The organism is Candidatus Uabimicrobium helgolandensis (assembly GCF_041508025.1).
Lineage (GTDB): Bacteria > Planctomycetota > Uabimicrobiia > Uabimicrobiales > Uabimicrobiaceae > Uabimicrobium > Uabimicrobium helgolandensis.
On the sequence record NZ_CP165719.1, the window covers coordinates 6,224,491 to 6,248,998 of the forward strand.

A 24,508-nucleotide genomic window follows, 5' to 3' on the forward strand; every position below is an offset into this window, starting at 1 on the left:
TGTAAGATAGGGAATGTTGATACCTTTGAAAAATAAAAGCATATTTCTTTCTAAACAATTGAACAGCAGAAATTTCCAGGATTAAAAAACGTAGATTTGGTCACCATTTAAATTTTTTGCCTTTTGTATTAATTTTGCTAGTCTTACAATCATCATAACGAGAACGAGTAACAAAACAAAGGCGATAATGCCGAGAGTTATATATATTTCAAAATGTGCACCCGAACTACGAAAATTCGTTATAAAACGACGAGGATAATGTTTTTTTAAATCTTCTGCCTCACAGTAAAGTTGATAACTATCAAAAGTTATAATAGATTTACGCGGATCAGGATTGTTTCCTTGAAATTTTTCGTTCGTCGTTCTGAAGCAAGCTCGTTGTATTTTATTGTAGAGCCAAAACGCGTTATAATAATAGGCATTCCGGTTTCATTTACCTCAATATTTTATTCATTAATGTGAAGGTAGTTGTCTAAAGGACGTATACTAACATATTCGTAATCACGAACTCTTGTGTCGTTACTTGTATCTCCATCGAGATGACGAAGCAAATTATCATCGTGATATTCACTAACTGTATTATCAAATATTCCTTCTATTGGTGCAGCATTGCTTGGCGTACATTCCCCAGCGCTAACCGGTTTATGATCAACATTTGATGGTCTATCTGGCGGAAACATCCCAAGATCAGCGCGATACATTACCAGAGACCGCTCAATATCTACAATAAGTTGTTTTATGTCAGTTCGATGATTAGTGAATGAACTAGCACTTATATTTACTACTGCTAAAGCACTGAACAAAATAAATGTTATCGTAGCTAACACCATAATTTCACATAGAGTTATACCATATATTTTGTGGTTGTTGTGAATCATTCGCATCTCTCTCATACCTATCATTTAAACCAATTAACATTTTTCGCCCTAAATAAAAGGTTGGAAGTTGAGTATGAAGGACTGTTAATATTATACTTTGATATCCTACAGGCGGCAAATAAAAGTAAATTCAATTGTAAGATAAAAACACTTTGTAGCAATCATTCTCAGATTTTAGTATATTCTACCTCTATTTGTTTACATTATTGTGCCTTTCGATTTTAATCGTTATCTTTATCTACAGATTTATGGCACTTCTTTTCTAAAAAAACTACCAAATCTTGCTATTGCTTACTCCGACAGGAATCCGTTTTTCGTTTTACCTTTCGAATAACTCTGTAGTTTTTAGGTTACTCCAATCGAGTAGCACAATAATTGTCATCAAATTCTAGGGAAATATTTTTTTACTTTTTAGGACTAGTACTCTAAGAGCCTATTACAAAATTAATTGCGGGTAAAAAATTTTATATCAGGTTCTAAAAGGGCTAGAAAAATTTCAATGAAAAAACATATATGTATTTTGGTGTATTGTTTGTGTTTAATCGGTTGCGATAAGGCAGCGTCTCAAACAAAAAAAGAAACGACAGTAATAAGACCTGTCAAAGTCATATCCTTACACAAAAAAAATCCGGCAGCGGCGCTTCGTTTAACAGGCACTGTTGCTACGTGGAAACAAGAAGAGATAAGCTTTGAAGTGGGAGGAAAAATAGATTATGTAATTGATAGTGGAAAGGACGTTGAAGGTGCTTTAAAAAACATTAACAATCGCATTATTAAACAAGGAACAATACTCGCTAAATTAGAAACAAGAATTTACGAGTTGCGCGTGGAAAGTGCAAAGGCTGATATCCGTGCTTTGCAAGCCCAGTACAAAACTACACAAACGGAAATTGAGTATGTCATTCCTGCGCAAATTGCCGAGGCAAAGTCCAATTTGAAATTGGCGGAAAGAAACTACAAACGTTTTTCTGCTTTGATGATAACCGACACAGCAAGCCAATCAGATCTTGACCAAGCGCGTTCAACCTTAGACAGCACCAAAGCACAAATGAGACAAATACAGGCACAAAAAAGAGTAAAAGAAGTGTCTTTACTGAATTTAAATGCGCAGATGAAGAAACTGCAAGAGTCACTAAAAAGTGCTAAGCTTGATGTGGAAAACTGCATTGTACGCGCTCCTTTTGATGGCCGCGTTTCTCAGATTCATGTAATTCGCGGCGGTTATGTCCAGCCAGGAAAAGCAGTTTTGACTCTGGTTCTAATGGACCCAATACAAATTACAGTCGCTGTGTCAGCAGAGACAGATCGCTTGTTGAGCGTGGGTGATTTTGCCACATTGTATCACCCAAATTGGAAAGTACCAGCAACAGGCTGGATCTATGCAAAAGATACGGTTGCCGACAACAATACACGTACGTTTAATTTACAAATACTTGTGCGTAATTTTAAGATAGATCAGCGCATGGAAGAAAATCCCGAACGAAAAAAATTGCCAAAAATCACAGATTTAATGCCTATTGTTTCGCGCCATTACTACCAACCAGACAAAAGATATATCAATGTAAACTGTCTTAAGAAAGATAAAAAAGGTTACTATGTTTGGAAAACAAATCATTACATCAATGCGAAGTTCGATGGTGTCACAACTATCGAAAAAATGTATGTCGAAGTGGGTGAAACAATGCTTGATTTCCTTGGTTTATTCACTTTTCGCAGCGTTACTGTCAAAGGAAATAAAGCTTTGCAGCGCGCTATACGAGACAGGGCTTTTTTGGCTGTAAATGTTCCAAATGGCGTAAAAAATGGAGACCAAGTAGTTCTCGTTCGCAAAAATTGGCTATTTCGTCCGGGAGAATTGGTAAAAATAGATCTAAACATTCATAATTCCGTTTCTGGACTTTATGCACCAATGAAATCTATTCTACAAGAAAATGGTAAACATCATGTCTACAAATTAATCTCTAAAGAAAATGGACTTTTTGTAGAAAAAATAAGCGTTAGTTTATTCGAATCTTTTGGCGATACAAGAAGAATAACAGCAGATTCACTAAATGACGGAGACCAAATAGTTGTTCAAGGTGCTCACTATTTAATACCAGGGGAAAGAGTTCAAATAAGTGAATAGGAAAAAGATATGAATTTAACTCGGTTTGCACTAGAAAAAAGAACAATTGTCATTGCTTTTGTTATTACGTTTATGATGTGGGGTATTTATGTTTTTCAAAATATTTCGCGGCGCGAAGATCCCGAATTTACAATACGGTCAGCACTTATTTCTACCTCTTGGCCAGGCGCAACTGCTGAAGATATTGAAAACCTAATTACCGATGTCATTGAAGAAGAAATTGAAACTGTTGATGAAATTGAGGAAATTGAGAGCACATCTTATGTCGGTTTGTCTATTATAAAAATAGATTTGTACGAAGAAGATTTACCTTACCAAGAAATAAATAACGTTTGGGACAAAGTACAAAAAAAGATTAATGATATTAAAGGTAACTTGCCTTCAAATGCTCAAGATCCGTATCTAAATAGAGATTTTGGGGACACTTCAGCGATGCTTCTCGCTATTTATGAAAAGCCTAAAGTAAAGCCTGTGTACTCTCCTCGCGATCTTGAGAAAATCACTGATAGACTAAAAAATCGTCTACGTCAATTATCTTCTGTAGGCAAAATTAGCAAACATGGTGTTGAGAATGAAGCGATTTATATCGAAACAGATATTGGGCAGTGGAGTCAACTAAAAATTACCTTAGAGGAATTGCGTAATATTTTACAGAGTTATAATATCGTAGCTTCGGGAGGAAATATTGATACATCACTAAATCGCTTTAGTATTAAACCTTCTGGCGAAATTACCGATATCAAAGAATTTGAACACATCGTTGTTAGTCAGGAAGAAACTGGTAACTCAGTACTACTGAAAGACTTAAACCTAAAGGTCTCGCGTCGTTACTCTGAACCATATCAAGTAAAAGTGAGGTACAGCGATTCTGAGACCTCAGCACCTTCTATTGTTCTTTCTCTAGTGATGAAAAAAGGCAAAAACATTGTCGCTCTAGGAAATGAAGTAAGAAAAACAATCGAAGAAGCGAAACTCAATTTGTTACCTAGCGATATAGAAATTGCCGTTTTATCAGACATACCAAAACAAGTAAAACAATCTATCGATGATTTTGTCGTTAGTCTAATCCAAGCTATTGTTCTTGTTATTGCTGTTGCTTTATTACTAATAGGCTTACGTGTCGCAATTGTTATGGCCACAGCCATACCAATTGTGATGATTAGTTCCATAGGATTAATGTATTTGTTTGATGTCGATTTAAACATTATGTCTATAGCAGCTCTTATTATTGCACTTGGTATGTTGGTCGATAATGCCATCGAGGTTTGCGATAATGTTCATCACTTTATTAACAAAGGTTATGAAAAGCGCCGCGCAGTTATAGAAGGGGTTGGTCAGATAGCATTTCCTATATTTATCGCAACTCTAACAACCGTTTGCGCATTTTTGCCGATGTTGACCCTTCCAGGAGGTTCTGGGCAATACGTTCGTAGTATACCTATTGTCGTTTGTATATCACTCTTATTTAGCTACACTCTTGCTGTTACCTTTACTTCGATAATGGCATATTGTTTTATGAAGGCAGGAACAACAACTTCTCCTGTCGGTTATCTTTGGAAATGTATATCATATGTTCCGAAAAAATTGAGAAAAAAGACATCATCCAAACCTTCAAAATCTATTTTTGAACTACTTTGTGGAGCAGCCATCCGTTTTAAGTTTTTAACGATTATGCTGGCTCTAGTATTTATGATCTACAGCTTTTCCCTACTTGCTACAGGAAAAATAGCCAATCAATTTTTTCCCGAAGCTCTGCGTAATCAATTTACAATAGTCATTGATCTACCAAATGGAAGCCCCATAAAAGAAACTAATGATATTACCGCGCAGTTAGAAAAAATAATTCAACTTCAATCTAAACAGCGCTTGCAAAACATGGTTTCCTTTGTTGGAAAAGGAGGACCGCGATTTTTTCTTAGCATTAATCCAGAGAATCCAAGAGAAAACACTGCGACCATTATTATTAATACCGTTTCTCCTTTTGTTGTAGATTCATATATAAAAGATATTGAGTCTGCTATTTATAACGGGATACCGCAGCAAAATATTTCTTCTATTGCTGGCGCAAGAATTAAACTTGTCAAATTGCTTAAAGGTCCACCAGTTCCTTATCCTGTTGAAGTAAAAATTAATGGTAGTAATATACATAAATTGCATTTGTATGCATCTAAGGTAGAGCAAATCTTACGAGATACACCTGGAACAAAATTAGTTCACAATTCATTGGGGAATATGTCATATCAGTTAGGAGTAGATGTTGACGAAGACAGAGCAAACCTCGCAGGTGTTAGTAATGCCTCAATTGCACAAACATTGAATGCTTTTTTTAGCGGCTATTACTTAACTACGTATCGTGAAGATGATCATAAGGTTCCTGTATACCTAAGACTACCAACAGAACAAAGAGGAAATTTAGAGCTTATTAATCAAGTGTATGTCGAAGGTAATTTTGGGAAAGTACCTCTTGATGAGCTAGCGAATATACAGCCTAAATGGCAGCGGGCAAAAATTGTTAGACGTAATCAAACCCGTGAAATTGGCATTCGTTGCCAAGTACAACAAGGAGTATTACCTGATCACATTGTTCGCAAGATACTTCCTAAATTAAAACAACTACAAGAAGAGTTGCCAAAAGAGTATAAACTCGAAATTGCTGGAGAATACAAGGAAAGTAAAAAAAGCGGCGGTAATATGTCGCGCGCATTTACTATTTCTCTGGTACTGATTATCCTGTGCCTTATTATTCAGTACAACTCTTTTATAAAAACCTGGATTGTACTAGCAACGATTCCACTTGCTTTTGCTGGTAGTTTCTTTGGTCTGTATTTGTCTAACAATCCTCTTGGATTTATGACAATGTTAGGTTTGCTTTCTTTGGCAGGTATTGTTATAAATGTTGCCATTGTACTAATCGAATTCATAGAACATCGAATTCAATTTGCTCTTGAGAGTAAAGAAGGATTAGCAACAAAAGATGATAATTATGTTGGTCTTACCAAGGAAAGTTTTCGCCGATGCGTTATTGAAGGAACAAAGCAAAGAATTGTGCCAATTATGCTAACGACACTTACAACTGTTGGAGGTTTAATTCCTTTGGTTTTAAGCGGAGATCCACTCTTTGCTCCAATGGCAGTAACAATAATGAGCGGTCTTATATTTTCGACTGTTCTGGCTTTATTCATTACACCAGCTATTTACTGTTTTTTTGTTGAAAACCTACGCGTCAAGACAGTGAAACAATAAACATTATCTTAGCAAAAAATTCATTCAAAAATAAAGACTGTAGAGACACTCATTACGAGTGTCCTCTACACCTTTATAAAGCACATTCTTTGTAGTTATTTTTTATTTCATGGCTTTACAATTTCAACTTCGCGCTGCTCAACGACGATCTGATTTCCTTTTTTTAACAAACGTTCACGAGCAGGAAGTTGCTTACTCGAAAAAGACTCTTTACTATTCGGACCAATACTCGGCCAAGAAAGAGAATTTCCCCAAAATTTAGGCGTTCTTTTTAGGTATAAGGACTTGCTAATTACCGTTGAATTTTTAGGTAAACTATTATAGTTTCCCCATATGTTCGCTTTGCGATTTCCCTTTGACTGATGCTCTTTTCCCAAAAGTATAAAAAGCCCGCGCCCAGCATCGGTGATATCGTTAGCTAAAATATTCTGCTGGTTTGTATTCGAAGTCATAATAAACCCGTAGTGACCAATACTATTACGAAATAATGTATTTAAATGTCCAGAAATGCCATGAGAATTATCCATTTGTGCATTGTACACGATATTGCCTTCAAATAGATTGGCGAATGGATAGTTTCCATGCAAACACAAATCAGACGCGTAATCATGGGGCCATTCACTACGATGTGGATCAAAGGAGTAATTATAAGAAAAAACATTGCCATTTGCTCCTGCTTGAACTAACATCGAATGGCGCAAGTGCTCAAAAATATTGTTAGTTATTAAAGACTCTCCAGTGTGAAAGGAAGCTTCACAACCATAAGCATGCCCACCACCACCATAATCAAAAGCATCTTTAAAGTAACAACCAGAAATTTGTAAATTCGTACTGTGGTGCATGTCCACAAAGCGTTGTACGCAATTTAGAAATTTTACTCCACTTACCCAACAACGCGCGGCATATTTAAATGATATATGGTTTCCATAAACAGGTGTTTTTTTATCAATGCGCTTGATGGTAAAATTTTCAATTCCCACATGCTTTTTCGGAGAAATTTTACGAATACGCGGTTCGTATTTGGATTGATAATTCGCACGCAATACATTTTTAAAATACAACCGACTCTCTGCTATTTTTTCTATTTGTACTATTTGACCAATTGCGTGAGAACTCCACTGATCGTTGTTGTCCCAACTAGAATCATTTTTCTGCTCTATTTCGGCATAGTCACCCACAGAAAATTGACTTACATCACTCACCTCAATAGTATTTTGGTGAATGAATCCATCGCCAACTACTGGTTGAAACGAAAATCCTTTACCTATAACATTAATGCAACTTCCATTTTTACCTGAAAAATCAAAAATGAGCTCACTGTTTGCAGATACACCTCTTAAAATGATATTATCAGGTAAGACAATAGTTTGGGTAATCAGATATTTTCCTACAGGAAAATATACAACAGTAACACCTTCATTTTTCGTCACCCAAGAAATCGCTTTTTTTATAGATACACTATCATCAACTTTGCCGTCTCCCACAACTCCAAAATCAAGTACATTTATACCTTTTTTGGCTCTTGAGTCCACATAACCTGCGTCGCTCCAAGCCTTCGTAAAAACTCTTGATGAATCTAAATCTTGTGCCATAACAGTACACAAAAATAAACTCAATGATAAAAACAATTTTTGCATTTGTAACCTCGCCAAAGAATGTAAAATAATATAACTATTATTCTAAAGAAAACAAATATTTTATGCTACTTTAAAATTAGACATCAATATCCCCTAGATTGTTCCTCTTTAACGATCTCAATTTTTACAACCAGATACATTTTTCAGAAAAATTTACTTTTATTCTGGTGGAAACGCTGCCTAATAGTAGTCCATCTGAAAACGTTTACTTTGTTGAAAGAAAAAAAATAATAACTTTTATCTACTCAGATCTAAATTCGAACTAGTTACAACTAAATGAGAGGATAAACAAATTGAAAATTATCAAAGGAAAGATATTGAAAGAGATAGAAGAAGAAGCTCAATACGAAGGGTGTACATTTTACCTAGAAAAAATGCACAAAAAAATTAGGAACACATTTACTAATTGTTCTTTTCACGGTGAAATTATACCAATCTATGTTTACAACACTTTGTTTAGTAATTGTAGCTTTAACGGACACTATTTCGTATAAAATCATATTTGAATAAGCGTGTTAATATATTTAGACCAAGATATAAATATTTTTGGGAGTGGGATAATAATGTGGAAGATCAATTCTCTTTTCTCTTGTGCTATAGAAGTAAAAGATCCAGAGAAGCAAATTGCATTTTATAAAACCTTAGGAATGAACTTAGTATATACGTATGAAAATCATGACCAAAAAAAAATATATTTATTGCGTTATTTGGAGGAAGAAGCATATCTTACTCTTGTGCATAATTATAGTAAAACAGGTAATTATTCTCCAAAACCCAACGATAATTATTGGAAAATAACTATATTTTCATCTGACGTAGACAGTCTGCGTAATAGTTTATGTCAACAAGGTATAAAAGTAGGAAATCCAAAACAATTTTTGGACATTGGTTATTTATGCCATTTACACGACTCAGAGAATTACACTATTGAACTCTTACAGAGAGATTTTCAATGCAATTTTACACCATCTAGTAGTACTAAAAAACCTTCTTTCGGGCTTATTACTCTAAGAACAAAAAATATCGATAAAAGTCTACATTTTTATCAAGAAATACTCGGCATGAAAATTCTAGCAAAAATGCCGGTGAGTTCTTATAAATTTACTCTTTATTTTTTAGCTTTTACAGAAGATACTCCGCCATCTTCTGATTTAGAATCTATAAATAATAGAGAATGGCTATATAAAAGAAATTATACTGTACTTGAGCTACAGCATTACTGGGACGACCGAGAAATAAACTCTAACTATGATTTAGGTTTTTTGCAAATATCAATGGCTTGTCAAAATATTAATAACTTACAAACTCACTTCCAATCTTACGGTATTAAAACGCTAGAAAAAAAACAAAGTATTTTAAATAAGCCAAGCTTTTCAGTAAAAGACCCTAGCGAAATTTGCGTAGAATTTATTGAGACAAGATAAAAGGTTCCATAGAGAAATATCCTCAGTAGTTTTAGAACAGATGTTGCACATTTACCAATTGTAATTTCTTCAATTCAGAGAATTAGCGAGATTCTCATTTTATAAAAACATACAGCATCGGCTAGAAAGATATTGATTGCAATAGTGTTGAAGCTATAATGAATCATAAGACTCCTTTTTTTAGAATTAGATACTTCGGTTAACTAATCTCAAAAAAGTCAAAGAGACTTCCTAAAAAAGATTTATGAGCAAGTCAAGTTCAAGCTGATACACAGGTAAAAAAGTTATAACTTTTAGATAGCTAATAATGGATAACTCACAACAAGATACTTTAAAACAAATTGATCATTATGTTAGGCAGCATATTCCAACTATTCATTCTCGATTACAATATGAAAAAAATGAGTGCTACCTACAACTATATCTACAGAATCAACTATGTAAAATTTTTTTTTACAATCGAGAGAAAGAGCCATATGCAGGATTTTATGTGGATGACAATTTATTATTCGATGTACAACTAAGTGATAAAGAATTACTTGTAAAAGTGCTAAAACGCTGGATTTGCGACTGTGCATCGCCGTCACAAATGCAAGCAGATTTTCCCTGGTTACATACCGCAACTCTTACAGATTACTACGAACGCAACCAATCTGTTGAAAGTTTGTTTATGGAAAGTTGGAATAGTCTCGGACAATTTTGTCATGAAAAATATGTTCGCTCTAAATGCAATACTGATTTATTGCAAGCTATGATCAATAACATGCGTGAAGCTGGTTTTGATCGTTTACTACGTGCGGGAACAACATTATTGTCTATGGGGCTTTCGCGTTCTCGACGTCATGGTTTACGAGAGGGGCAAGCATGTATTTGGTTTGAGTTTTGTAATTCAACGATGAATGTACACGCTCATTTTGCCAAAACTATTTTAAAACAACATCCTATAATTTTTACCCCAAATATCGAACAATTATTGGTAAAACTCACCGAATATAATGTAGATTAAGTCGTTTGTTTTTGAGATTTTTTGACACATAAAACAACTAAAGGCAAATCTCTCAACCGCAAACCCAAAATAAAGCAAATCAAATTCGATACGCAACTCAAGCCTATTTTGTTTTTTACGAAGCATCGCATGGACCCTCTCATGGGAGAGGAAAGCTTGCAAAGCAAGCGAGGTGAGAGCATCGCATAAAGTCGACTCCCTAACCAAACGCGTATTGACTTAACGCTCAAAAGTGTTACGAAAATGTAGTCTCATAAATCGAAAAGCTTTATTTTATAAACACTTAAAGAGCTATTTGTCTCAAAAATGATTTATTATACATTGTTATTAGGGTTTTAAACTTTTTTTACAACTAGCATTACGATTATATCGAAGTTATTCTTGCATGGTGTCTGATTTAATACTAAGTAAAACTTCATCTAATTCTTGTTTTTTTAACTTTATACTAATGATTATATTTTCTAATTTCATTCCTTTTTCAAGCATTTCCTTAGCGATTTCTTTCATAGTATTTAATTTTTTTATATGATAAACACTTACTTCACAAAAAACGGCAAATAAAATTACTAACCACCACAATGAACCTCTGAGATTTAAAATTAGCCCGTAAAAATTTGCTATGACAATGAAAGATAGAAACAAACACAAAACGCGAACAGATATATGTCTTATTTTTCTGTATGGAGAGAGACCTTTTTCAATTTTTACGTCGTACAAAAATCCACCAACAGATAAACTTATAATGCAAAACAAGATAGTGATTGACATAGCAATAATTGTTTCTCCTAGAAATAAAAACGCAAGAGAAAAAGTAGATACGTTTGTCGAAAAGTCTGTTAACTATCTGGCTGCGGGAATTCACTATTTAATTATTGACGTTTTGCCAGCGACGAGATTAATCGACAACTTTGTAAATAAAATCCTTATGCAAATTGATGGTGGTGAAATACCCCAAGCAAAAGAACTATACACAGTAAGCTTTCAATGTCTTGATCCCAAATTGCAACTTTACGTTGAAGAGTTCAATGTAGGAGATGTTTTACCAAAAGTACCCGTTTTTCTACAAAAAGAGTATGTTATAGTGGATCTAGAAACTACATATTTAGCGACATTAGAAGATTTGTCAGATTCCGTTATTCCTAATGGGAATTAGCATAATTTTGTATGGTAAAATACCAGGCATAAACTGTTAAGGCAGATGAAATTTAGATATCTTGTAATGACTTCGTTATTTTTTCTATTTATCCTAGTGCAGTTTTTCATCGCCAAACTATAGATAAATACCAAAAACCTGATCATTGTGTTGAGGAAAATTTATGTTAGAAATGTTTGTTCATGGTAGAGAAGTACAGCTATCTTGTAACGACTTATACTTTCCGAATATCTGTTTTAAATGTGGTAACGAAGCAACTACTCACACAGAAATACAATTAAGAAAATCGAATCTTCTTGGACATGGAGAAAAAGTTTTTGATGTTGCCATACCAATTTGTGAAGGTTGTAAAAAATGGCTTGGTATAAAACGCTTTTTTTGGAAATATACAAATCTAGTTATCGCTTTTTCGATGTCTGCGATTCTATGGTTATGGGGGTTTTCTTTTGGTGAAGATGCGTGGCAATTTTGGGTTTTGAGTTTTTGTGGCTGTATACCTTTTCTCTATCTCAGAACAAGTCAAGACCATATTTTTAACTGGTTTACTCTTGGTGTTTGGGGCTACGGTTTAAAAAAAGATTTCTCTTATTTTACCTTGAAATTCAAAAACGATGAATTAGGGCGACAAATCCAGTCTAGTTGCTCAGATAAAATGGACTATTCTGCCTTTAAAATAGAAAGTGCAAACAAATGACATATGAAAAAGCTCCCATAAATGAAACTATTTGGCGTTGGGGAATTCACTGTGAAAAACGGGAAGTTTTGCAAGAAAGTAGCCAAGAGGCTTTTGAAGTAATAGGACTTCACGGTGTTACAGCTTTTGCAGGAATAGCACCTCGTGAAGTGACAGCATCCAGTGCTCGTGTGGCAGATCTAGTTGCCCTTGGATTTTTAGTTTATATCACACCTCTAGATGCAACTCCAGAGCATCGGACGGTAGAATTACCCAAAAGTATTACCGATGGAACAGTTAGAGCATGGAATGATGTTTGGAAGCGAACTCTGACTCAAGATTAGAGTATTAAGATGGTTCGATAAATATATTTTGTACGCGGCATATCTAAATCTCTTCCTTTAACCAAAAACCAGGTCCTTCTGTACAGTGGCGACAACACAAGTTAAGCTCTTCCAATAGAGGAAACATGGACTTAACATGTGCAAAATCCTTATTTTTGACATTACTGCACCCACGTAAGGATAAATACTTTATCTTTTTCAAACAAGACAATTTCTGTAAGCCGTCATCAGAAATTTTGGTAAAGGCTAAATTTAAATGTTCTAAGTTTTTGAGATTACATAAAGTATCTATAGTTGCATCTGTAACATACACCAATGCAAAAAGAGATAGCTTTGTCAAAGTGGTTAGTCCACCCAAACGTCCTACTCCTTCATCGGTAATATCTATAGCACTATCCAATATCAATTCTTGTAAATTTGAGAAATCTTTTAATTTTGCCAGCGCATCGTCTGTTGTATCGCGTGTATTAAGATACAGTGTTTCTACATGAGAAAAGTTTGGTAAATACTTTAATAGTTCTTCGTATCCGAAAAGATTGATGGATTTTAAATTAGGTAATCGATGCAAATGCCTAATGGCTCCTTTTCCCCATACAACGACTTCTTCTAATGTTGACATATTGCTAAGTATTTCAGCAGATTTTTCATCCACGTATGCTTGTCTCAATATCAAACTTTTCAATGGCAAATCTTTAATGTAGTGCATTGCTTTTTCTGAAAGGTTATTATTGCCTTCTAAATTGAGATATTCTAAGTTGGATAGTGAGGACAGTGGCTGTAAGTCTTCATTCGTCAGAGAACAATCCTCTAGCGATAAATACTTGAGAGACATGGAGTGTAAATGTTGTAATCCTTTTTTGTCTACATCACAATAGTGCAAACTCAAGTATTGCAGGCTATCAATTTCCTTGATGTATTCTAGCGCATTGTTGCTAATGCTTGTACAATCGAGAAATAGACTTTGCAGCGCAATACGACAAATATGTTTTATCCCCTCATCGGATATATCGTAACAACGATTTAGGCTAAGGTAACGAAGATGAGGTAACTTGGATAAAAACCTCAAACTCTTGTCTGTAATATACTGACAACGAACAAGGCTAACTCTGTTTAGTTTGTGCATATAAGAAAGCAAGGCCAACGAGCATGCTGATTCTCTTTTATAAAAGGACTTTTCGCAACTACCTTTATATGCGAGCTGTTCGTTTGCATCAACATGCAAATTGAAACGTAACGGTTTGATAACACCTAGTCTTGTCGATGTAGGTTGCATGATGAAATGAGGTAGCTTGTAAAATTTACCCGGTAACAAATTGTGAATGACCATGATTGTGTTTCCCAAATAGGTGATCACTTACGGTGACTTCGCGATCTCTTCTAGTATCATATCTTGCGTTGTCTTTAACGACTCGGCGATAAACAATACAAAAGAAGACAAATCGCCGCGATCCGCTTCGCGTAGTGCCGTCAAGTTGTAAAACATCAACGATCCACCATTTCTTGTCGAAAGCGTATGTACAATAAATGTTTCTCCAAACGTTTTAGCTATAAGGAAAGAACATGTCTCGTAAGTTAAAAAAACATAGCTACACTACATCGGAAGATATTCTTTGGCAAAAACTTCGCAACAAGCAATTGTGTAATGTCAGGTTTAGAAGACAACACTCTGTTGGGGTTTACACTGTCGATTTTTTTTCTTTTTCTAAAAAACTAGCTGTGGAAATTGATGGCCTAATACATAAAAGCTGTCGTATTCAAGATAAAAAACGTGAGCAATATCTTTTACAAAGAGGTATTTCTACACTACGATTTCCTAATTGGATGATTCATAACGATATAGATAAAGTAACGAAGCAAATACAAAGTGCTTTGCGTCAAAAGTAAGTTTTTGGTTTTGTATAGAGGAGATAGTCGTCTTTTTGCGATGCCCTCACTATCGAACTAAAATTCCCGAGGCGAAAACGTGACAAAAACCCAAAAAAATACCCCAAAAATACTCATATTTAGCCATGTTAAATTCGCAACTAAAGCGGAAAACAAAAAATAAAAAACACCATATCAACCTTGTAATTACTCATCCGTAAATACTTACGCCACAACCCGTACTATTTAGAGTCAATCAATTTTGCGAATTGATACACCCAACTGGGTATTTTTATATCGTAATGTTTTGCTGTTGTTGTGTTGATGTAGAGTTCGCCTTTACCAATCCCTTTTATGGGCAAAGTACCTGCTGTTATGGATTCCGTTAGTATTTTTATGGCATATGTTGTTGCGGTTTTGCCTTGTTTGGCGCCGGTGTCCACTACTCCTAACAGTGCTCCATCTTCTATGTTGAAACCTAGAGCGCCTATGGGTGGCTTTTTTATATTGTCTAGTATCCAATTCATTACTGATTTAGGAGGAACTGGATTGCCTTTTTCATCTTTTAGGTTTAGGTAAATAGGGACTAAAAAGAAGTCTATTTGCGATTCTTGTTGCTTTAGGAATTTTTTCCATTCTTTGAAACTGGAGGATTTTAGGGTGGCTTTTTTGTTGTAGGTAGAAAAGTTTTTGTTAATGTTTTTGAAAACTATATTGGCTGATACACTGTCTTCTAATATCAACGCGTAGCTTTTGGCTTTTGGAAGGAAATAGGGTAACATTTTAAATGTTTGTTCTAGTAGTAATTGTTCGGTAATTCCAGTTACGTTTTTTTGTGGAAAGTTGTATTTTTTTGGATTGTTATTTACTCCACAGAAAACGAATTGTATATCAGAATTGAAGAAATGTGGTATTACTTTGCTTGAGGCGTTGTCATCGGCAGCAATTATTAAATGTGGTTTATATTCGTTTATTTTTATTATAGCTTTTTGAGCTTGTTGTTCGATTTGTTGCGGTGAACTTAGCTTTTTGGTATTCATATAGAATTCTTCTATTTGTAAGTGTTTTTTTACATTTACAAAGTGCGCTTCAAAACTTTTCATAATTGCTTGCTTGATTTGTTTGTCCCATATTAAATCAGATTCATAACTAAATAGTAATAAAACACGTTTCGTCGATGAGTGTGGAAAAAATAGAAATACACTCATCATACTTGTTAGAATTAGAACTACTGTTGTTAGAGTGTAAATAATGGCTAAATTTTTATTACGACGTATCCATTTTATTAGTTTCGCAGGTACTAATCGTTGCCTTGCGTTAACCGGATCACCTTTCAAGTAATTCTTTAAATCGTCTGCTAGTTCTCCTGCATTTGTATAGCGTTGTTGAGGGTCTTTGGCTATTGCTTTTAGGCAGATGGCTTCTAAATCTTTAGAAATTTTACGATTCCATTCACGAGGACGTTTGGGTTCCTCTTGGAGAATCTTGTATATCATAGTGACAGAGTTCTCTGATTCGAAAGGAACTTTACCGGTTAAAATTTTGTATAATACTGCACCTAAGGCATAAATATCACTGGTTGTTTGTACTTTACCTTCTACTTGCTCCGGAGGCATGTAGCCAACAGTACCCATAATAATTCCTGTTTGCGAAAATTTTGTGGCGTCACCTTCTAATTCTTTTGCTAATCCGAAATCCATTAAACGCGGTTCGCCGTTGCGATCTATCATTATGTTACCAGGTTTTATATCGCGGTGTATTATTCCTTTTAAATGAGCATAGTATACTGCGCGGGTTACCTTTTCTACGATCTTTACTCCATCGTTGAAATTGAGCTTTTTAGTTTTTAATACTTGGCTAAATGATTCTCCTTCAATGAAGTCCATTGTGTAAAATACTTGGCCATTTTCTTGCTTTTCTATTTCGTGTAACTTAATAATATTTTTGTGATCTAGTTTGGCTGTACTTTGTGCTTCACGTAAAAACCTAGATACACTTAAATTTGAGTTTGATTTTAGTAGTAACTTGAGAGCAACCTTGCGCCGAAGTACAGGGTCGTAAACTTCATATACCTTCCCCATACCTCCACAACCTATTTCGCGAATTAAACGGTAGCGACCAATATGCTCTGTTGTCATGTCCTAGCTCCAAAGTTAAAACTTAGTAAACAATCAAAATAAATTCTTTGATTGTTTACTTTTGTGAAATTACGAGTGCAAATAAAATGAATAACTCGTTTTCTAACAAGGCGTTTATTTTTCCTTGTTTTCTAATTCTTGTATTTTTTGTTTGAGAGTTTCATTTTCATTTTGTGCGTTTGTGAGCTGTTGTTCCATTTGACTTATTTTTTCACTTGCTCTTGCTATGTCATTTTCCATAGGAACTATTTTTTGTTGTGCTTCTTCATACTGTTTTTTTACTTGCGTAAAATTACTCTCTAAATCCACTGTTTTTTGCTCTGCTGTAGCGTGGTTCATTTTTAATTGAACAAGATCTTTTTCTAGGATTGTGATTTTTTGATCAGCGTTGTTTTTTTCTATTTTGACTCTGGTTATTTGTTCTTGAAGTTTCTTTAAATTTTCATTTAACTCTTTGGTGTTTTGAGCTCCTAGTTTGAGGGTTAAATTCTCTCTAGTAAGAGTGTTAATTTTTTGCTGAAAATCGTCTTTTTCTTTCTTTAAGGACACTATTTGTGATTCTATTCCCTTGATTTTTCCATTGAGATCATCTGAGTTTTGTTGATTCAATTTTAAAGCTTGATTTTCAATGCTTAGATTACTGAATTTTTTTTGTAAACTTTCTTTTTCTTTGAGCAATTGATCATGTGTTTCGCTTTGTTGCTTTAAATTGGAATTAGCAGTCGTTAGTTGTCCAATTTTGACTTGTAATTGTTGTTTTGTCGTTTCCAATTCGCGTAATTTTGCCGTTTGCTCTTCTGGAAGATTATTAGTAAGTTGTTTATTTTTCGCTTTTAGTTCTGCTACTTGTGTTTGTAGTGTTTGTTGTGATCGTTGCAGTTGCGAATTTCTTTCTTCCAGTGTTTTTATTGTCTGATCAGCATTGTCTTGTGAGTCAGCTAAAAGCTTAAGGGCATTGTTCTCTTTTTCTACAATAGAAATCTTTTTTTGTAAACTTTCTGTTAAACTTTTATGTGGTTTTAGGTCTTTATTTTCTCGTTGTAAAGTATTTATGCGTACTTGTTGCGCTTTCTCCATCAACTTTAGAGCTTTTATTTCTTGTTGTAATTCGCTCAATTCCTGCATTACATTTTGGCTATTTTGTATTTTTTGCTCTAATGTTTGGTATTGTTTTTTTAGTGCACTTATTTCTTTGTCACTAGCAACTAGCTGTTCTGATAGTTGTTGGTTTTTAGTCGAAGCATATTCATATTTTTTTTGTATTTCATCAACGTCTTTATTGCTGTTCAAAGACAAAGAAGATAACTTATCATCGATAGCAACAAGTCTTTTTAGAATATTCTTTTCAAAACTACTTGTGATAGTGCTATTTTCAGAGTTGTTCTTTTCAGAGTTGTTCTTTTCAGAGTTGTTCTTTTCAGAGTTGTTCTTTTCAGAGTTGTTCTTTTCAGAGTTGTTCTTTTCAGAGTTGTTCTTTTCAATGTTGTTCTTTTCAGAGTTGTTCTTTTCAATGTTGTTCTTTTCAGAGTTGTTCTTTTCGGTGTTATTCTTTTCGGTGTTATCTACAATTTGATTATTATTGGTATCTACTATTTCACCTTTTATTATAGGAAGCGATAGAGTCAAACAAATAATACCTGCAATGCAAGAAATGCATAAAGCAATATAATCTTTATCGTATTTTACAGCGCTTGGCCATTTACTTAACGGCAATAACATTTTTAATGGCATAAGTAAAACAAGGGCAATCGCTATTGCAAAAAAAGGATTGCCATAAGCAGGAACAATAAAACCAAGTAAAAAAAACGGTAGGGCTAAAAAAAGAATTCTCTTCGATTTGGCCGCAAAATGAAAAAAACTTAGTAGTTGTTGTTGATCCCATTTAGGAAGGGTCACAATTTTTGGATCTTCAGCTGTAAGTGTTGCTGTAATATTCCATAAAACTACTAATCCAACACAAAGAAAAAACGCTTGCCAATTGTGAAAAACAATGACAGCAGTTCCTGCAACAAGAAGAACAACAAGTGAAATCCACTGAGCGGGGAGCACTTTATGTTTGGCTGCTGATAGGCCTTCGTCTAAAGCATTAAACTTTTCCATAATGTTTGTTAATGCAGACTTTTCATTGTTAGATGATTGATTATTTTGTGTCATAATAACACCTTTGACTAAAAAAACGTTGCGATGATCCACGGAAAAGCAATAAGTGATCCTATTGCACTACCGATATTGGAAAATACGACCACAAGTAAAATGCGCGAGACTGAATTTTTCCAAAAACCTTTTGCTGTACTAATTGCTTGAGGTAAATTCTCTAAATCGGCAACCGTAGGGCGTTTAATCCAAGCTTGAACTAACCCTGATACCCAGCCTGCAGCAATAAGAGGATTTAAACTTGTGAGAGGAGCGGCAAAAAACGCAGCGACAATAGTGATCGGGTGACCTAATGCAATTGCGGCTCCAAGAGCTGCTAATACACCATTGACTATAACCCATATATAAATGGCACTTTTAAATTTACTTGTATCAGAGTATGTGAAAAAATAGACAAAAATTCCAACAATCGCTACAGGAATAAACCACTTAGCAAAAGTCGTTGTCCATGATGATTTTGGTATTTCTCGATAAGGCTCTAATGCTGTTTCTTCATGAATTTGTTTCGATATTCCTGGAACATGGCCAGCCCCTACCACAGCAACAACTTTTTTTCCTGTGCTATTTCGAACTTTTTGCGATAGGTATATATCGCGCTCGTCGATAAGCACTCTTTTTATTGTAGGAAATTCTTTGGAAAACGCGTCAAGAACGTTTTCGATATTTCCTTTTTCTTTCATTTCATTAATGGTTTCTTCATCTATTTTTTCACTAACAAAGACACTTGAGCCTAACTGCATCATTATTTTAAGTTTATCTCTAAACCGCAAATGACCCCATACTCTTTTCATGGTAATTTGTATATCGCGATCAGCAAGAACTAAAGTAATTTTGTGTTCTTCGGATAAATCAACCCCTGCCATCATTTCTGCACCGGGTTTTACACCTAATTCTTCACCTATCTGCTTGTAAAACGAAGTCATTACCAGTTGCGCTAAAAGGAGGAGCGCTTTTTTTTCCTTTATGACTTGGAAAATATCCATGTTTTTCCAATTTTCAGGATTACGTAATGTTTTAAAGCGCGCATCGCACAACTCAACGCAAATTGTATCAGGAGAAAGCTTATCTACTGTTTCATGAACATCAGCAACGCTTTCTTTTGAAACATGTGCTGTCCCTAGTAGATAAATGTCTCTGTCATCTAGTTTGACATGTGTAACAGAGTCTGGAAGTTGTATATCATTTGTCATATTTTTATTCCACGCAAATTAAATTAAAAATTGTCCTTGAGACCTCTTATTTTTCCGAAAACCTCGGCATCTGTAGCACTTTCCATTTTAAGATTACGACGTATTGTTTCATCGTTGCATCTCATAAATGGATTTATTTGTTTCTCTTGACCAACTGTTGATGGAATAGTTGGTTCATTATTATTTCGCTTAACAGTAACATGTTTATCAAAATTGATAAGGGCTTCATTTTTTCCGTCAATGCTTAAAGCAAAACGAACGTTACTTGCTGTGTACTCATGTCCACAGTAAATCTCAACATCGTTAGGTAATGCTGCAATTTTATTGAAAGACTCTAACATTTGCTGTGGAGATCCTTCAAAGAGTCGTCCACATCCCGCAACAAAAACTGTATCACCGCAAAACAACTTTTTATCTTGTGGAAAGTAATAACTAATGTGATGAAGTGTGTGCCCTGGTGTTTCTATCACTGTTGCTCGTGAATTTCCTACAGTAACATGATCACCTTCACTCAAAAAATGATCCGCTTCTGGAATTCGATGTTTATCGCTAAGTGCTGCATATATTTTACAACCGCTTTTATTCTTTAAGTCTAAATTTCCAGCAATATGATCACTGTGGTGGTGAGTGCAAAGTATACTTGTAAGTTGCCATTTATTTTGTTGTAGGTAATCCCATACAGGTTGCCCAGCACCAGGATCAATAACCACTGCGTCATCACCACTTACTAAAAAATAAGTGTAGTTGTCGCCTAGTATCGGAAGCATGTGAAGTTGCAATACCATAATATTTCCTCTATTGTTTTGGAACGAAGGAGTGCAAAGTACTTATCCATGTCGGCCAATTAGCTCTATATTGCGATTCTGTACCAAAAACGACCATCGCATAACTGCGTTTTTCTTTTAAAACAGTGAGCATCAAGATATATTTTTTTTGCCTTTCCCCTTGGCACTTAACAAGTGTTTCTGTGAAATTGCTTTTACCCATAAAAATCTTGCGTTTTTCGCGAAAATCAATTTCAGAAAACTTACAGACACTTTTTTGTAGTTTGTTCAATATAGAGCTTACAAAAAAATCATCGTTTGCAAACTGTTTACTCGATGTCCAAACACCTGTTGTTCCACTTTCTCCATTGTAAGCAGTAGAAAAAGGGCTTAAATCTACACGTTGCCAGTCCCGTGGATATGCATGTGAATAATACATCTCTCGACATGAAACGCTTGCAATAGGGGCAATCGAATTAATTTTGCCATTGTCAGAATTTTGCTGTTTATTTTTTTCTATTTTTTCTAGTACTATTTTGGGTTTACTAATACGCTTACGCACATACTCTTTTTCCGATTTGTTCACTGAGTATACAACATAGCCATTTTGATCGTAGTAATATGTTCTTTTGTTTAATGTTGTACCTATTTCACTACTTCGCGCAACAAAATATTTTTTGTTATTTTTTGACTTAGGAATTCTAGCTTTTGGCAAAACTTCTATATGTAATTTTAATATTGTTACTTCGCGAACAGGGACAGGAAGTATTTTTATAAAAAACTTTTTTCCTGGTGTAAAAATATCAGGATGATTAAAAATACGTCCCGACAAAGGAAAATACAACTGCTTTGGACGTTTCATTGAGTTGGAATTTTCATTTTTTCCTGATATAACCTGTATATTTACTTTATCTTTTTCTAAAAAAATTGTGATTTTTTGCTTTTGATTGTGATTGTATAAAACTTGTTTTTGAAATTTATTATTTTTTAACCAAATTCTTTGCTCATAAAGAAGAACACACTCACTTTTGGATTTATCAACTAGCAAATAATAACTCTCTGTTATATACTCGGCGAGGTTCTTTTTTTTGAATACGCATTTTTTATATATAGGGCTTCCAATATCTTCTTGAAACCAAATCGTTTTTTCTGCTTTTAAAACCACTGCAAAAAATAGCAAGACAATAATTTGCCACTTCATTCTTACTGCCCTTCCTTGTCGTAAGAGTTTTCAATTTCCCTAATTTTTAATTCGAGCCTATCAATAGTTTTGCGTAAGCGTTTTACTTCACTTTTTTCTGGTATGTTTAGTTTATTTAAAACATTAGAGTATAGTAATTCAAGATGTTTTTCCAATTTCTCTATCGGAGAAAGTTCGTGCTGAGTTAGATCTTGTTGTAGCGCGTCGCCTTCTTCTTGAGTAATTTCTCCCGAAGAGATTAATTGTTTAATTTTCCCGCGAACTTCTTCTTCGATAAAGTAAGTTGTTTCACCTAAAGTTTGCACTATTTTGCTAGCATAGGCATACATATTTCCTTTACCTTTGCGAATAATTTGTGTAAACAACGATGGAGAAAACTGATTTTCTTTTTTGGCTTGTTCAGCAATAATTTGAGACAAGACACCTGTCGTGATATCTTGATTACTGTCATTGTCTAGAATACTAACTGTTTCACCTTTTTTGATTAAAATCTCGATATTTTCTAATGTTACATATTTTTTGTCCGTTGTATCATACAGTTTACGATTAGCGTAGCGCTTAATTAACCTCATTATATTTTCCCTCGGATGGTAAATAAAACAAAATAATGTACCTAAAATATGTTTCTCTTTGCCATTAATAGAAACATCTCTAGCATAAAATTACGGTCTTGGAGGAATATTTATTTTTAAACGTCCCGTTTTATTTTCTGGGAATAGAAGCTCTAAATATTTAGCAAGTTTACTATTCGAAACTTGGCAACGATGGTCGTGTAAAAATTTGTCAAGGCTATCCCCCATTTCTTTTGCCGATTGAAAACGCTCCAGAGGATTTAATGAAATAGCCTTCATGATAATATTACTGAGTTCAGGAGGAATATTAGAGTTAGTTTCATGTAGTGGTGTCACAGGTACTCTCATTGCTTCAATGAGTTCAATGTCATCTCTTACATTAAAAACCATTTTTCCTGTAAATAATTCGTACGCAACAATTCCTAAAGAATAAATATCGCTTCGCGCATCTGTTCCTTCAAATTGGGCTTGTTCCGGTGACATATAAGGATATTTTCCCATAATAACAAGTCTTTCATCGGGCACCTTCATCGTCATAGCTTTGGCAATTCCGAAATCAGTAAGCTTGGCAATCCCCCCTGTTGTTAAAATAATATTAGAAGGAGAAATATCGCGATGCACTACTTTTAAGCGTTTACCGTAGTGATCTCGTTTACGATGTGCATAATCAAGACCACGACACACTTGACTAATAATATATGTTGTAATATCAACAGGTATCGCATTTTTCATAAAATTATGCCTTTTGAGCAAATTTTCTAAATTTACCCCTTCGGCATACTCCATGATTAAGTAGTAAAAATTATCTACTTTTTCAAAATGATATACCTGAACGATATTGGCATGAATTAGATTAGCGACAAGTTTAGCCTCCCCAATAAACATATCAAGAGTTTCCATATCACTTAATAATGATGAGCGTATGGTTTTTACAGCCACTGTTTTCGCAAATCCGCGAGCGCCTAGCTGCTCGGCTAGATAAACGTTTCCCATTCCACCACTGGCTATTTTTTTGATGATTTTATAATGAGATAGATATTTTAAATCTTCCATGACGTTAACCTTAGTAGGCAAAAATTTTATGAGGAATTTAGGGAGATCCCTAAATGTTAAGAGATCAAACTAATACTACAAAAAGTTGATTATGGATCTTTAGCTTGATCTTTCGTTTTTGAATGTTGTCGCTTCTCAGTTGCATAATTACAACTATGCGCCCTTGTTGCATCTAGTTCAAAAACGAAATACACGGCGTTAAACAAATCAAAACTAGCTTTACAGAGTACTAGCCAAAGAAAGAATTGATATTTTGTTGTTTATGTTTATTAGGCTGGGCGTGTTCCTCGTTTCCTATTAAATATCAAAGCCTTTTTGACTCACAATCACGACACATTCTACCAAATTTCTCATGCTGCTGAAACATGTTTTGTTAAACAACGAGCATTAGCAAATGCGGTTAGGCTTATGGAAATGAGCAAAATCAATATTTTGACAAAAGATGTGTTTGGTATTTGTATGAGCAGTATTTTGATTTACAAAGCTCCGCTAGGGAGCTTTTGTTGTGTAAAATATATTACTTTAGAATAAAGCGCTTATATTTATTTATACTTTTTGAGCATCTTCTTCGGTAACAACCCACTGAGAAATAACAGCATTGTAAGAAAAGAAATCTTCGTCTTTGAAGAATATTTTAAGCTCGCGTTCAGCAGCACTTTTATCTTCAGAACTGTGTATTAAGTTGTAACTAGTAGAAACTCCGTAATCTCCGCGAATAGTACCCGGATCAGCTTTCATTCCAAATGTTGCTCCGGTCATTTTGCGACAAATACTAACAGCACCAACTCCTTCAATTGCAATCGCAATAATTGGGTGAGATGTCATGAACTCACTTAGTGAAGGAAAGAAAGGTTTATCTACTAAGTCTTTGTAATGATCTTTCGCCATATCTTCGCTCATTTGCATCATTTTTAGACCAGCGATTTTCATCCCTTTGTTTTCAAAACGCTGTAATATAGTCCCAACTAGTTGTCTTTGAATAGCATCTGGTTTTATTAAAACTAAAGTTCTTTCCATGTTTAACCTTTCTAAAATTTTATTAAAATCTGCTGCGCGGTAGTAAAACTTACATAGACCGCGCTACTTCTAA

The 24,508-nt window shown here is 34.6% G+C and carries 23 protein-coding genes and 1 pseudogene; 10 read left to right on the plus strand and 14 right to left on the minus strand.

Going from position 1 to position 24,508, the window contains the following annotated elements:
• Positions 1 to 446: 446 nt before the first annotated feature.
• Positions 447 to 878, minus strand: a complete 432-nt coding sequence (locus UABHE_RS23085; protein ID WP_372365657.1) for a hypothetical protein — start codon at positions 876 to 878, stop codon at positions 447 to 449.
• Between the two features lie 499 nt (positions 879 to 1,377).
• Here UABHE_RS23085 and UABHE_RS23090 point away from each other — a divergent pair, with 499 nt between their 5' ends.
• Both UABHE_RS23090 and UABHE_RS23095 read left to right on the plus strand, forming a co-directional pair.
• The gene (locus tag UABHE_RS23090) at positions 1,378 to 3,003 is read left to right on the plus strand and encodes an HlyD family secretion protein (protein ID WP_372365658.1); all 1,626 of its coding nucleotides are present in this window, start codon (positions 1,378 to 1,380) and stop codon (positions 3,001 to 3,003) included.
• A 9-nt stretch (positions 3,004 to 3,012) separates the two neighbouring features.
• Positions 3,013 to 6,246, plus strand: a complete 3,234-nt coding sequence (locus UABHE_RS23095) for an efflux RND transporter permease subunit (protein ID WP_372365659.1) — start codon at positions 3,013 to 3,015, stop codon at positions 6,244 to 6,246.
• Positions 6,247 to 6,353: 107 nt separating this feature from the next.
• Here UABHE_RS23095 and UABHE_RS23100 read toward each other — a convergent pair whose 3' ends face one another.
• Positions 6,354 to 7,883, minus strand: a complete 1,530-nt coding sequence (locus UABHE_RS23100) for a glycosyl hydrolase family 28-related protein (RefSeq protein ID WP_372365660.1) — start codon at positions 7,881 to 7,883, stop codon at positions 6,354 to 6,356.
• Positions 7,884 to 8,176: 293 nt separating this feature from the next.
• Between UABHE_RS23100 and UABHE_RS23105 the strand changes: the two genes are divergently transcribed.
• The 3 genes from UABHE_RS23105 (at position 8,177) to UABHE_RS23115 (ending at position 10,313) form a co-directional block, all read left to right on the plus strand.
• Positions 8,177 to 8,377: a hypothetical protein gene (locus tag UABHE_RS23105; RefSeq protein ID WP_372365661.1), complete on the plus strand. Its 201-nt coding sequence runs from the start codon at positions 8,177 to 8,179 to the stop codon at positions 8,375 to 8,377.
• A 69-nt stretch (positions 8,378 to 8,446) separates the two neighbouring features.
• Complete coding sequence (locus UABHE_RS23110) at positions 8,447 to 9,307, plus strand: VOC family protein (RefSeq protein ID WP_372365662.1); 861 nt, start codon at positions 8,447 to 8,449, stop codon at positions 9,305 to 9,307.
• Between the two features lie 307 nt (positions 9,308 to 9,614).
• On the plus strand, positions 9,615 to 10,313 hold the full coding sequence (locus UABHE_RS23115) for a hypothetical protein (RefSeq protein ID WP_372365663.1): 699 nt from the start codon (positions 9,615 to 9,617) through the stop codon (positions 10,311 to 10,313).
• 375 nt (positions 10,314 to 10,688) lie between these two features.
• Here UABHE_RS23115 and UABHE_RS23120 read toward each other — a convergent pair whose 3' ends face one another.
• Entirely contained in the window at positions 10,689 to 11,081 is a 393-nt protein-coding gene (locus UABHE_RS23120) for a hypothetical protein (protein ID WP_372365664.1), read from the minus strand.
• Here UABHE_RS23120 and UABHE_RS23125 point away from each other — a divergent pair.
• The 3 genes from UABHE_RS23125 (at position 11,056) to UABHE_RS23135 (ending at position 12,483) form a co-directional block, all read left to right on the plus strand.
• Positions 11,056 to 11,466 (plus strand): DUF4058 family protein, encoded by a 411-nt coding sequence (locus UABHE_RS23125; protein ID WP_372365665.1) that lies wholly within the window; start codon positions 11,056 to 11,058, stop codon positions 11,464 to 11,466. The genes UABHE_RS23120 and UABHE_RS23125 overlap by 26 nt on opposite strands.
• Positions 11,467 to 11,629: 163 nt before the next feature.
• Positions 11,630 to 12,160 carry a hypothetical protein gene (locus tag UABHE_RS23130; RefSeq protein WP_372365666.1) on the plus strand — a complete coding sequence of 177 codons (531 nt, stop codon included), beginning with the start codon at positions 11,630 to 11,632 and terminating at the stop codon, positions 12,158 to 12,160.
• Positions 12,157 to 12,483 (plus strand): hypothetical protein, encoded by a 327-nt coding sequence (locus UABHE_RS23135; protein ID WP_372365667.1) that lies wholly within the window; start codon positions 12,157 to 12,159, stop codon positions 12,481 to 12,483. The genes UABHE_RS23130 and UABHE_RS23135 overlap by 4 nt, the downstream gene beginning before the upstream one ends.
• A 43-nt stretch (positions 12,484 to 12,526) precedes the next feature.
• Here the strand turns inward: UABHE_RS23135 and UABHE_RS23140 are convergent, their stop codons facing one another.
• Together UABHE_RS23140 and UABHE_RS23145 are read right to left on the minus strand one after the other, a co-directional pair.
• The gene (locus tag UABHE_RS23140; RefSeq protein ID WP_372365668.1) at positions 12,527 to 13,810 is read right to left on the minus strand and encodes a hypothetical protein; all 1,284 of its coding nucleotides are present in this window, start codon (positions 13,808 to 13,810) and stop codon (positions 12,527 to 12,529) included.
• A gap of 27 nt (positions 13,811 to 13,837) precedes the next feature.
• Positions 13,838 to 13,966 (minus strand): hypothetical protein, encoded by a 129-nt coding sequence (locus UABHE_RS23145; RefSeq protein ID WP_372365669.1) that lies wholly within the window; start codon positions 13,964 to 13,966, stop codon positions 13,838 to 13,840.
• A 77-nt stretch (positions 13,967 to 14,043) separates the two neighbouring features.
• On the opposite strand from UABHE_RS23145, the gene UABHE_RS23150 reads away from it, so the two are divergent.
• Complete coding sequence (locus tag UABHE_RS23150; RefSeq protein ID WP_372365670.1) at positions 14,044 to 14,367, plus strand: endonuclease domain-containing protein; 324 nt, start codon at positions 14,044 to 14,046, stop codon at positions 14,365 to 14,367.
• A gap of 221 nt (positions 14,368 to 14,588) precedes the next feature.
• Here the strand turns inward: UABHE_RS23150 and UABHE_RS23155 are convergent, their stop codons facing one another.
• The 3 genes from UABHE_RS23155 to UABHE_RS23165 all read right to left on the minus strand — a co-directional run bounded on the left by UABHE_RS23155 (position 14,589) and on the right by UABHE_RS23165 (position 17,980).
• Complete coding sequence (locus UABHE_RS23155) at positions 14,589 to 16,484, minus strand: ABC transporter substrate binding protein (protein ID WP_372365671.1); 1,896 nt, start codon at positions 16,482 to 16,484, stop codon at positions 14,589 to 14,591.
• A gap of 114 nt (positions 16,485 to 16,598) precedes the next feature.
• A complete protein-coding gene (locus UABHE_RS23160) occupies positions 16,599 to 17,780 on the minus strand; it encodes a hypothetical protein (protein WP_372365672.1) in 1,182 nt (393 codons plus the stop codon).
• Between the two features lie 35 nt (positions 17,781 to 17,815).
• Positions 17,816 to 17,980: a hypothetical protein gene (locus UABHE_RS23165; RefSeq protein ID WP_372371669.1), complete on the minus strand. Its 165-nt coding sequence runs from the start codon at positions 17,978 to 17,980 to the stop codon at positions 17,816 to 17,818.
• On the opposite strand from UABHE_RS23165, the pseudogene UABHE_RS23170 reads away from it, so the two are divergent.
• A pseudogene (locus UABHE_RS23170) lies at positions 17,903 to 18,094 on the plus strand (hypothetical protein); the annotation flags it as partial. The gene UABHE_RS23165 and the pseudogene UABHE_RS23170 sit on opposite strands and share 78 nt — an antisense overlap.
• 558 nt (positions 18,095 to 18,652) lie before the next feature.
• On the opposite strand, the gene UABHE_RS23175 reads toward UABHE_RS23170, so the two are convergent.
• The 6 genes from UABHE_RS23175 to ndk form a co-directional block, all read right to left on the minus strand.
• Complete coding sequence (locus UABHE_RS23175) at positions 18,653 to 19,828, minus strand: TraB/GumN family protein (RefSeq protein ID WP_372365673.1); 1,176 nt, start codon at positions 19,826 to 19,828, stop codon at positions 18,653 to 18,655.
• A 23-nt stretch (positions 19,829 to 19,851) separates the two neighbouring features.
• Positions 19,852 to 20,613 carry a hydroxyacylglutathione hydrolase gene (gene gloB, locus UABHE_RS23180; RefSeq protein WP_372365674.1) on the minus strand — a complete coding sequence of 254 codons (762 nt, stop codon included), beginning with the start codon at positions 20,611 to 20,613 and terminating at the stop codon, positions 19,852 to 19,854.
• Positions 20,614 to 20,623: 10 nt separating this feature from the next.
• Positions 20,624 to 21,793, minus strand: coding sequence for a hypothetical protein (locus tag UABHE_RS23185; protein WP_372365675.1), 1,170 nt, complete (start codon positions 21,791 to 21,793; stop codon positions 20,624 to 20,626).
• 2 nt (positions 21,794 to 21,795) lie between these two features.
• Positions 21,796 to 22,365, minus strand: coding sequence for a polyhydroxyalkanoate synthesis regulator DNA-binding domain-containing protein (locus UABHE_RS23190; protein WP_372365676.1), 570 nt, complete (start codon positions 22,363 to 22,365; stop codon positions 21,796 to 21,798).
• A gap of 90 nt (positions 22,366 to 22,455) precedes the next feature.
• Positions 22,456 to 23,418: a serine/threonine protein kinase gene (locus tag UABHE_RS23195; RefSeq protein ID WP_372365677.1), complete on the minus strand. Its 963-nt coding sequence runs from the start codon at positions 23,416 to 23,418 to the stop codon at positions 22,456 to 22,458.
• Positions 23,419 to 23,964: 546 nt separating this feature from the next.
• On the minus strand, positions 23,965 to 24,435 hold the full coding sequence (gene ndk, locus UABHE_RS23200; RefSeq protein ID WP_372365678.1) for a nucleoside-diphosphate kinase: 471 nt from the start codon (positions 24,433 to 24,435) through the stop codon (positions 23,965 to 23,967).
• Positions 24,436 to 24,508: the final 73 nt, after the last annotated feature.

Excerpts from the sequence above, each read along its gene's own strand:
- UABHE_RS23085 (WP_372365657.1), bottom strand. The coding sequence starts at position 878 with ATGATTCACAACAACCACAAAATATATGGTATAACTCTATGTGAAATT.
- UABHE_RS23090 (WP_372365658.1), top strand. The coding sequence starts at position 1,378 with ATGAAAAAACATATATGTATTTTGGTGTATTGTTTGTGTTTAATCGGT.
- UABHE_RS23095 (WP_372365659.1), top strand. The coding sequence starts at position 3,013 with ATGAATTTAACTCGGTTTGCACTAGAAAAAAGAACAATTGTCATTGCT.
- UABHE_RS23100 (WP_372365660.1), bottom strand. The coding sequence starts at position 7,883 with ATGCAAAAATTGTTTTTATCATTGAGTTTATTTTTGTGTACTGTTATG.
- UABHE_RS23110 (WP_372365662.1), top strand. The coding sequence starts at position 8,447 with ATGTGGAAGATCAATTCTCTTTTCTCTTGTGCTATAGAAGTAAAAGAT.
- UABHE_RS23115 (WP_372365663.1), top strand. The coding sequence starts at position 9,615 with ATGGATAACTCACAACAAGATACTTTAAAACAAATTGATCATTATGTT.
- UABHE_RS23125 (WP_372365665.1), top strand. The coding sequence starts at position 11,056 with ATGCAAAACAAGATAGTGATTGACATAGCAATAATTGTTTCTCCTAGA.
- UABHE_RS23120 (WP_372365664.1), bottom strand. The coding sequence starts at position 11,081 with ATGTCAATCACTATCTTGTTTTGCATTATAAGTTTATCTGTTGGTGGA.
- UABHE_RS23130 (WP_372365666.1), top strand. The coding sequence starts at position 11,630 with ATGTTAGAAATGTTTGTTCATGGTAGAGAAGTACAGCTATCTTGTAAC.
- UABHE_RS23135 (WP_372365667.1), top strand. The coding sequence starts at position 12,157 with ATGACATATGAAAAAGCTCCCATAAATGAAACTATTTGGCGTTGGGGA.
- UABHE_RS23140 (WP_372365668.1), bottom strand. The coding sequence starts at position 13,810 with ATGGTCATTCACAATTTGTTACCGGGTAAATTTTACAAGCTACCTCAT.
- UABHE_RS23145 (WP_372365669.1), bottom strand. The coding sequence starts at position 13,966 with ATGTTTTACAACTTGACGGCACTACGCGAAGCGGATCGCGGCGATTTG.
- UABHE_RS23150 (WP_372365670.1), top strand. The coding sequence starts at position 14,044 with ATGTCTCGTAAGTTAAAAAAACATAGCTACACTACATCGGAAGATATT.
- UABHE_RS23155 (WP_372365671.1), bottom strand. The coding sequence starts at position 16,484 with ATGACAACAGAGCATATTGGTCGCTACCGTTTAATTCGCGAAATAGGT.
- UABHE_RS23175 (WP_372365673.1), bottom strand. The coding sequence starts at position 19,828 with ATGACAAATGATATACAACTTCCAGACTCTGTTACACATGTCAAACTA.
- gloB (WP_372365674.1), bottom strand. The coding sequence starts at position 20,613 with ATGGTATTGCAACTTCACATGCTTCCGATACTAGGCGACAACTACACT.
- UABHE_RS23185 (WP_372365675.1), bottom strand. The coding sequence starts at position 21,793 with ATGAAGTGGCAAATTATTGTCTTGCTATTTTTTGCAGTGGTTTTAAAA.
- UABHE_RS23190 (WP_372365676.1), bottom strand. The coding sequence starts at position 22,365 with ATGAGGTTAATTAAGCGCTACGCTAATCGTAAACTGTATGATACAACG.
- UABHE_RS23195 (WP_372365677.1), bottom strand. The coding sequence starts at position 23,418 with ATGGAAGATTTAAAATATCTATCTCATTATAAAATCATCAAAAAAATA.
- ndk (WP_372365678.1), bottom strand. The coding sequence starts at position 24,435 with ATGGAAAGAACTTTAGTTTTAATAAAACCAGATGCTATTCAAAGACAA.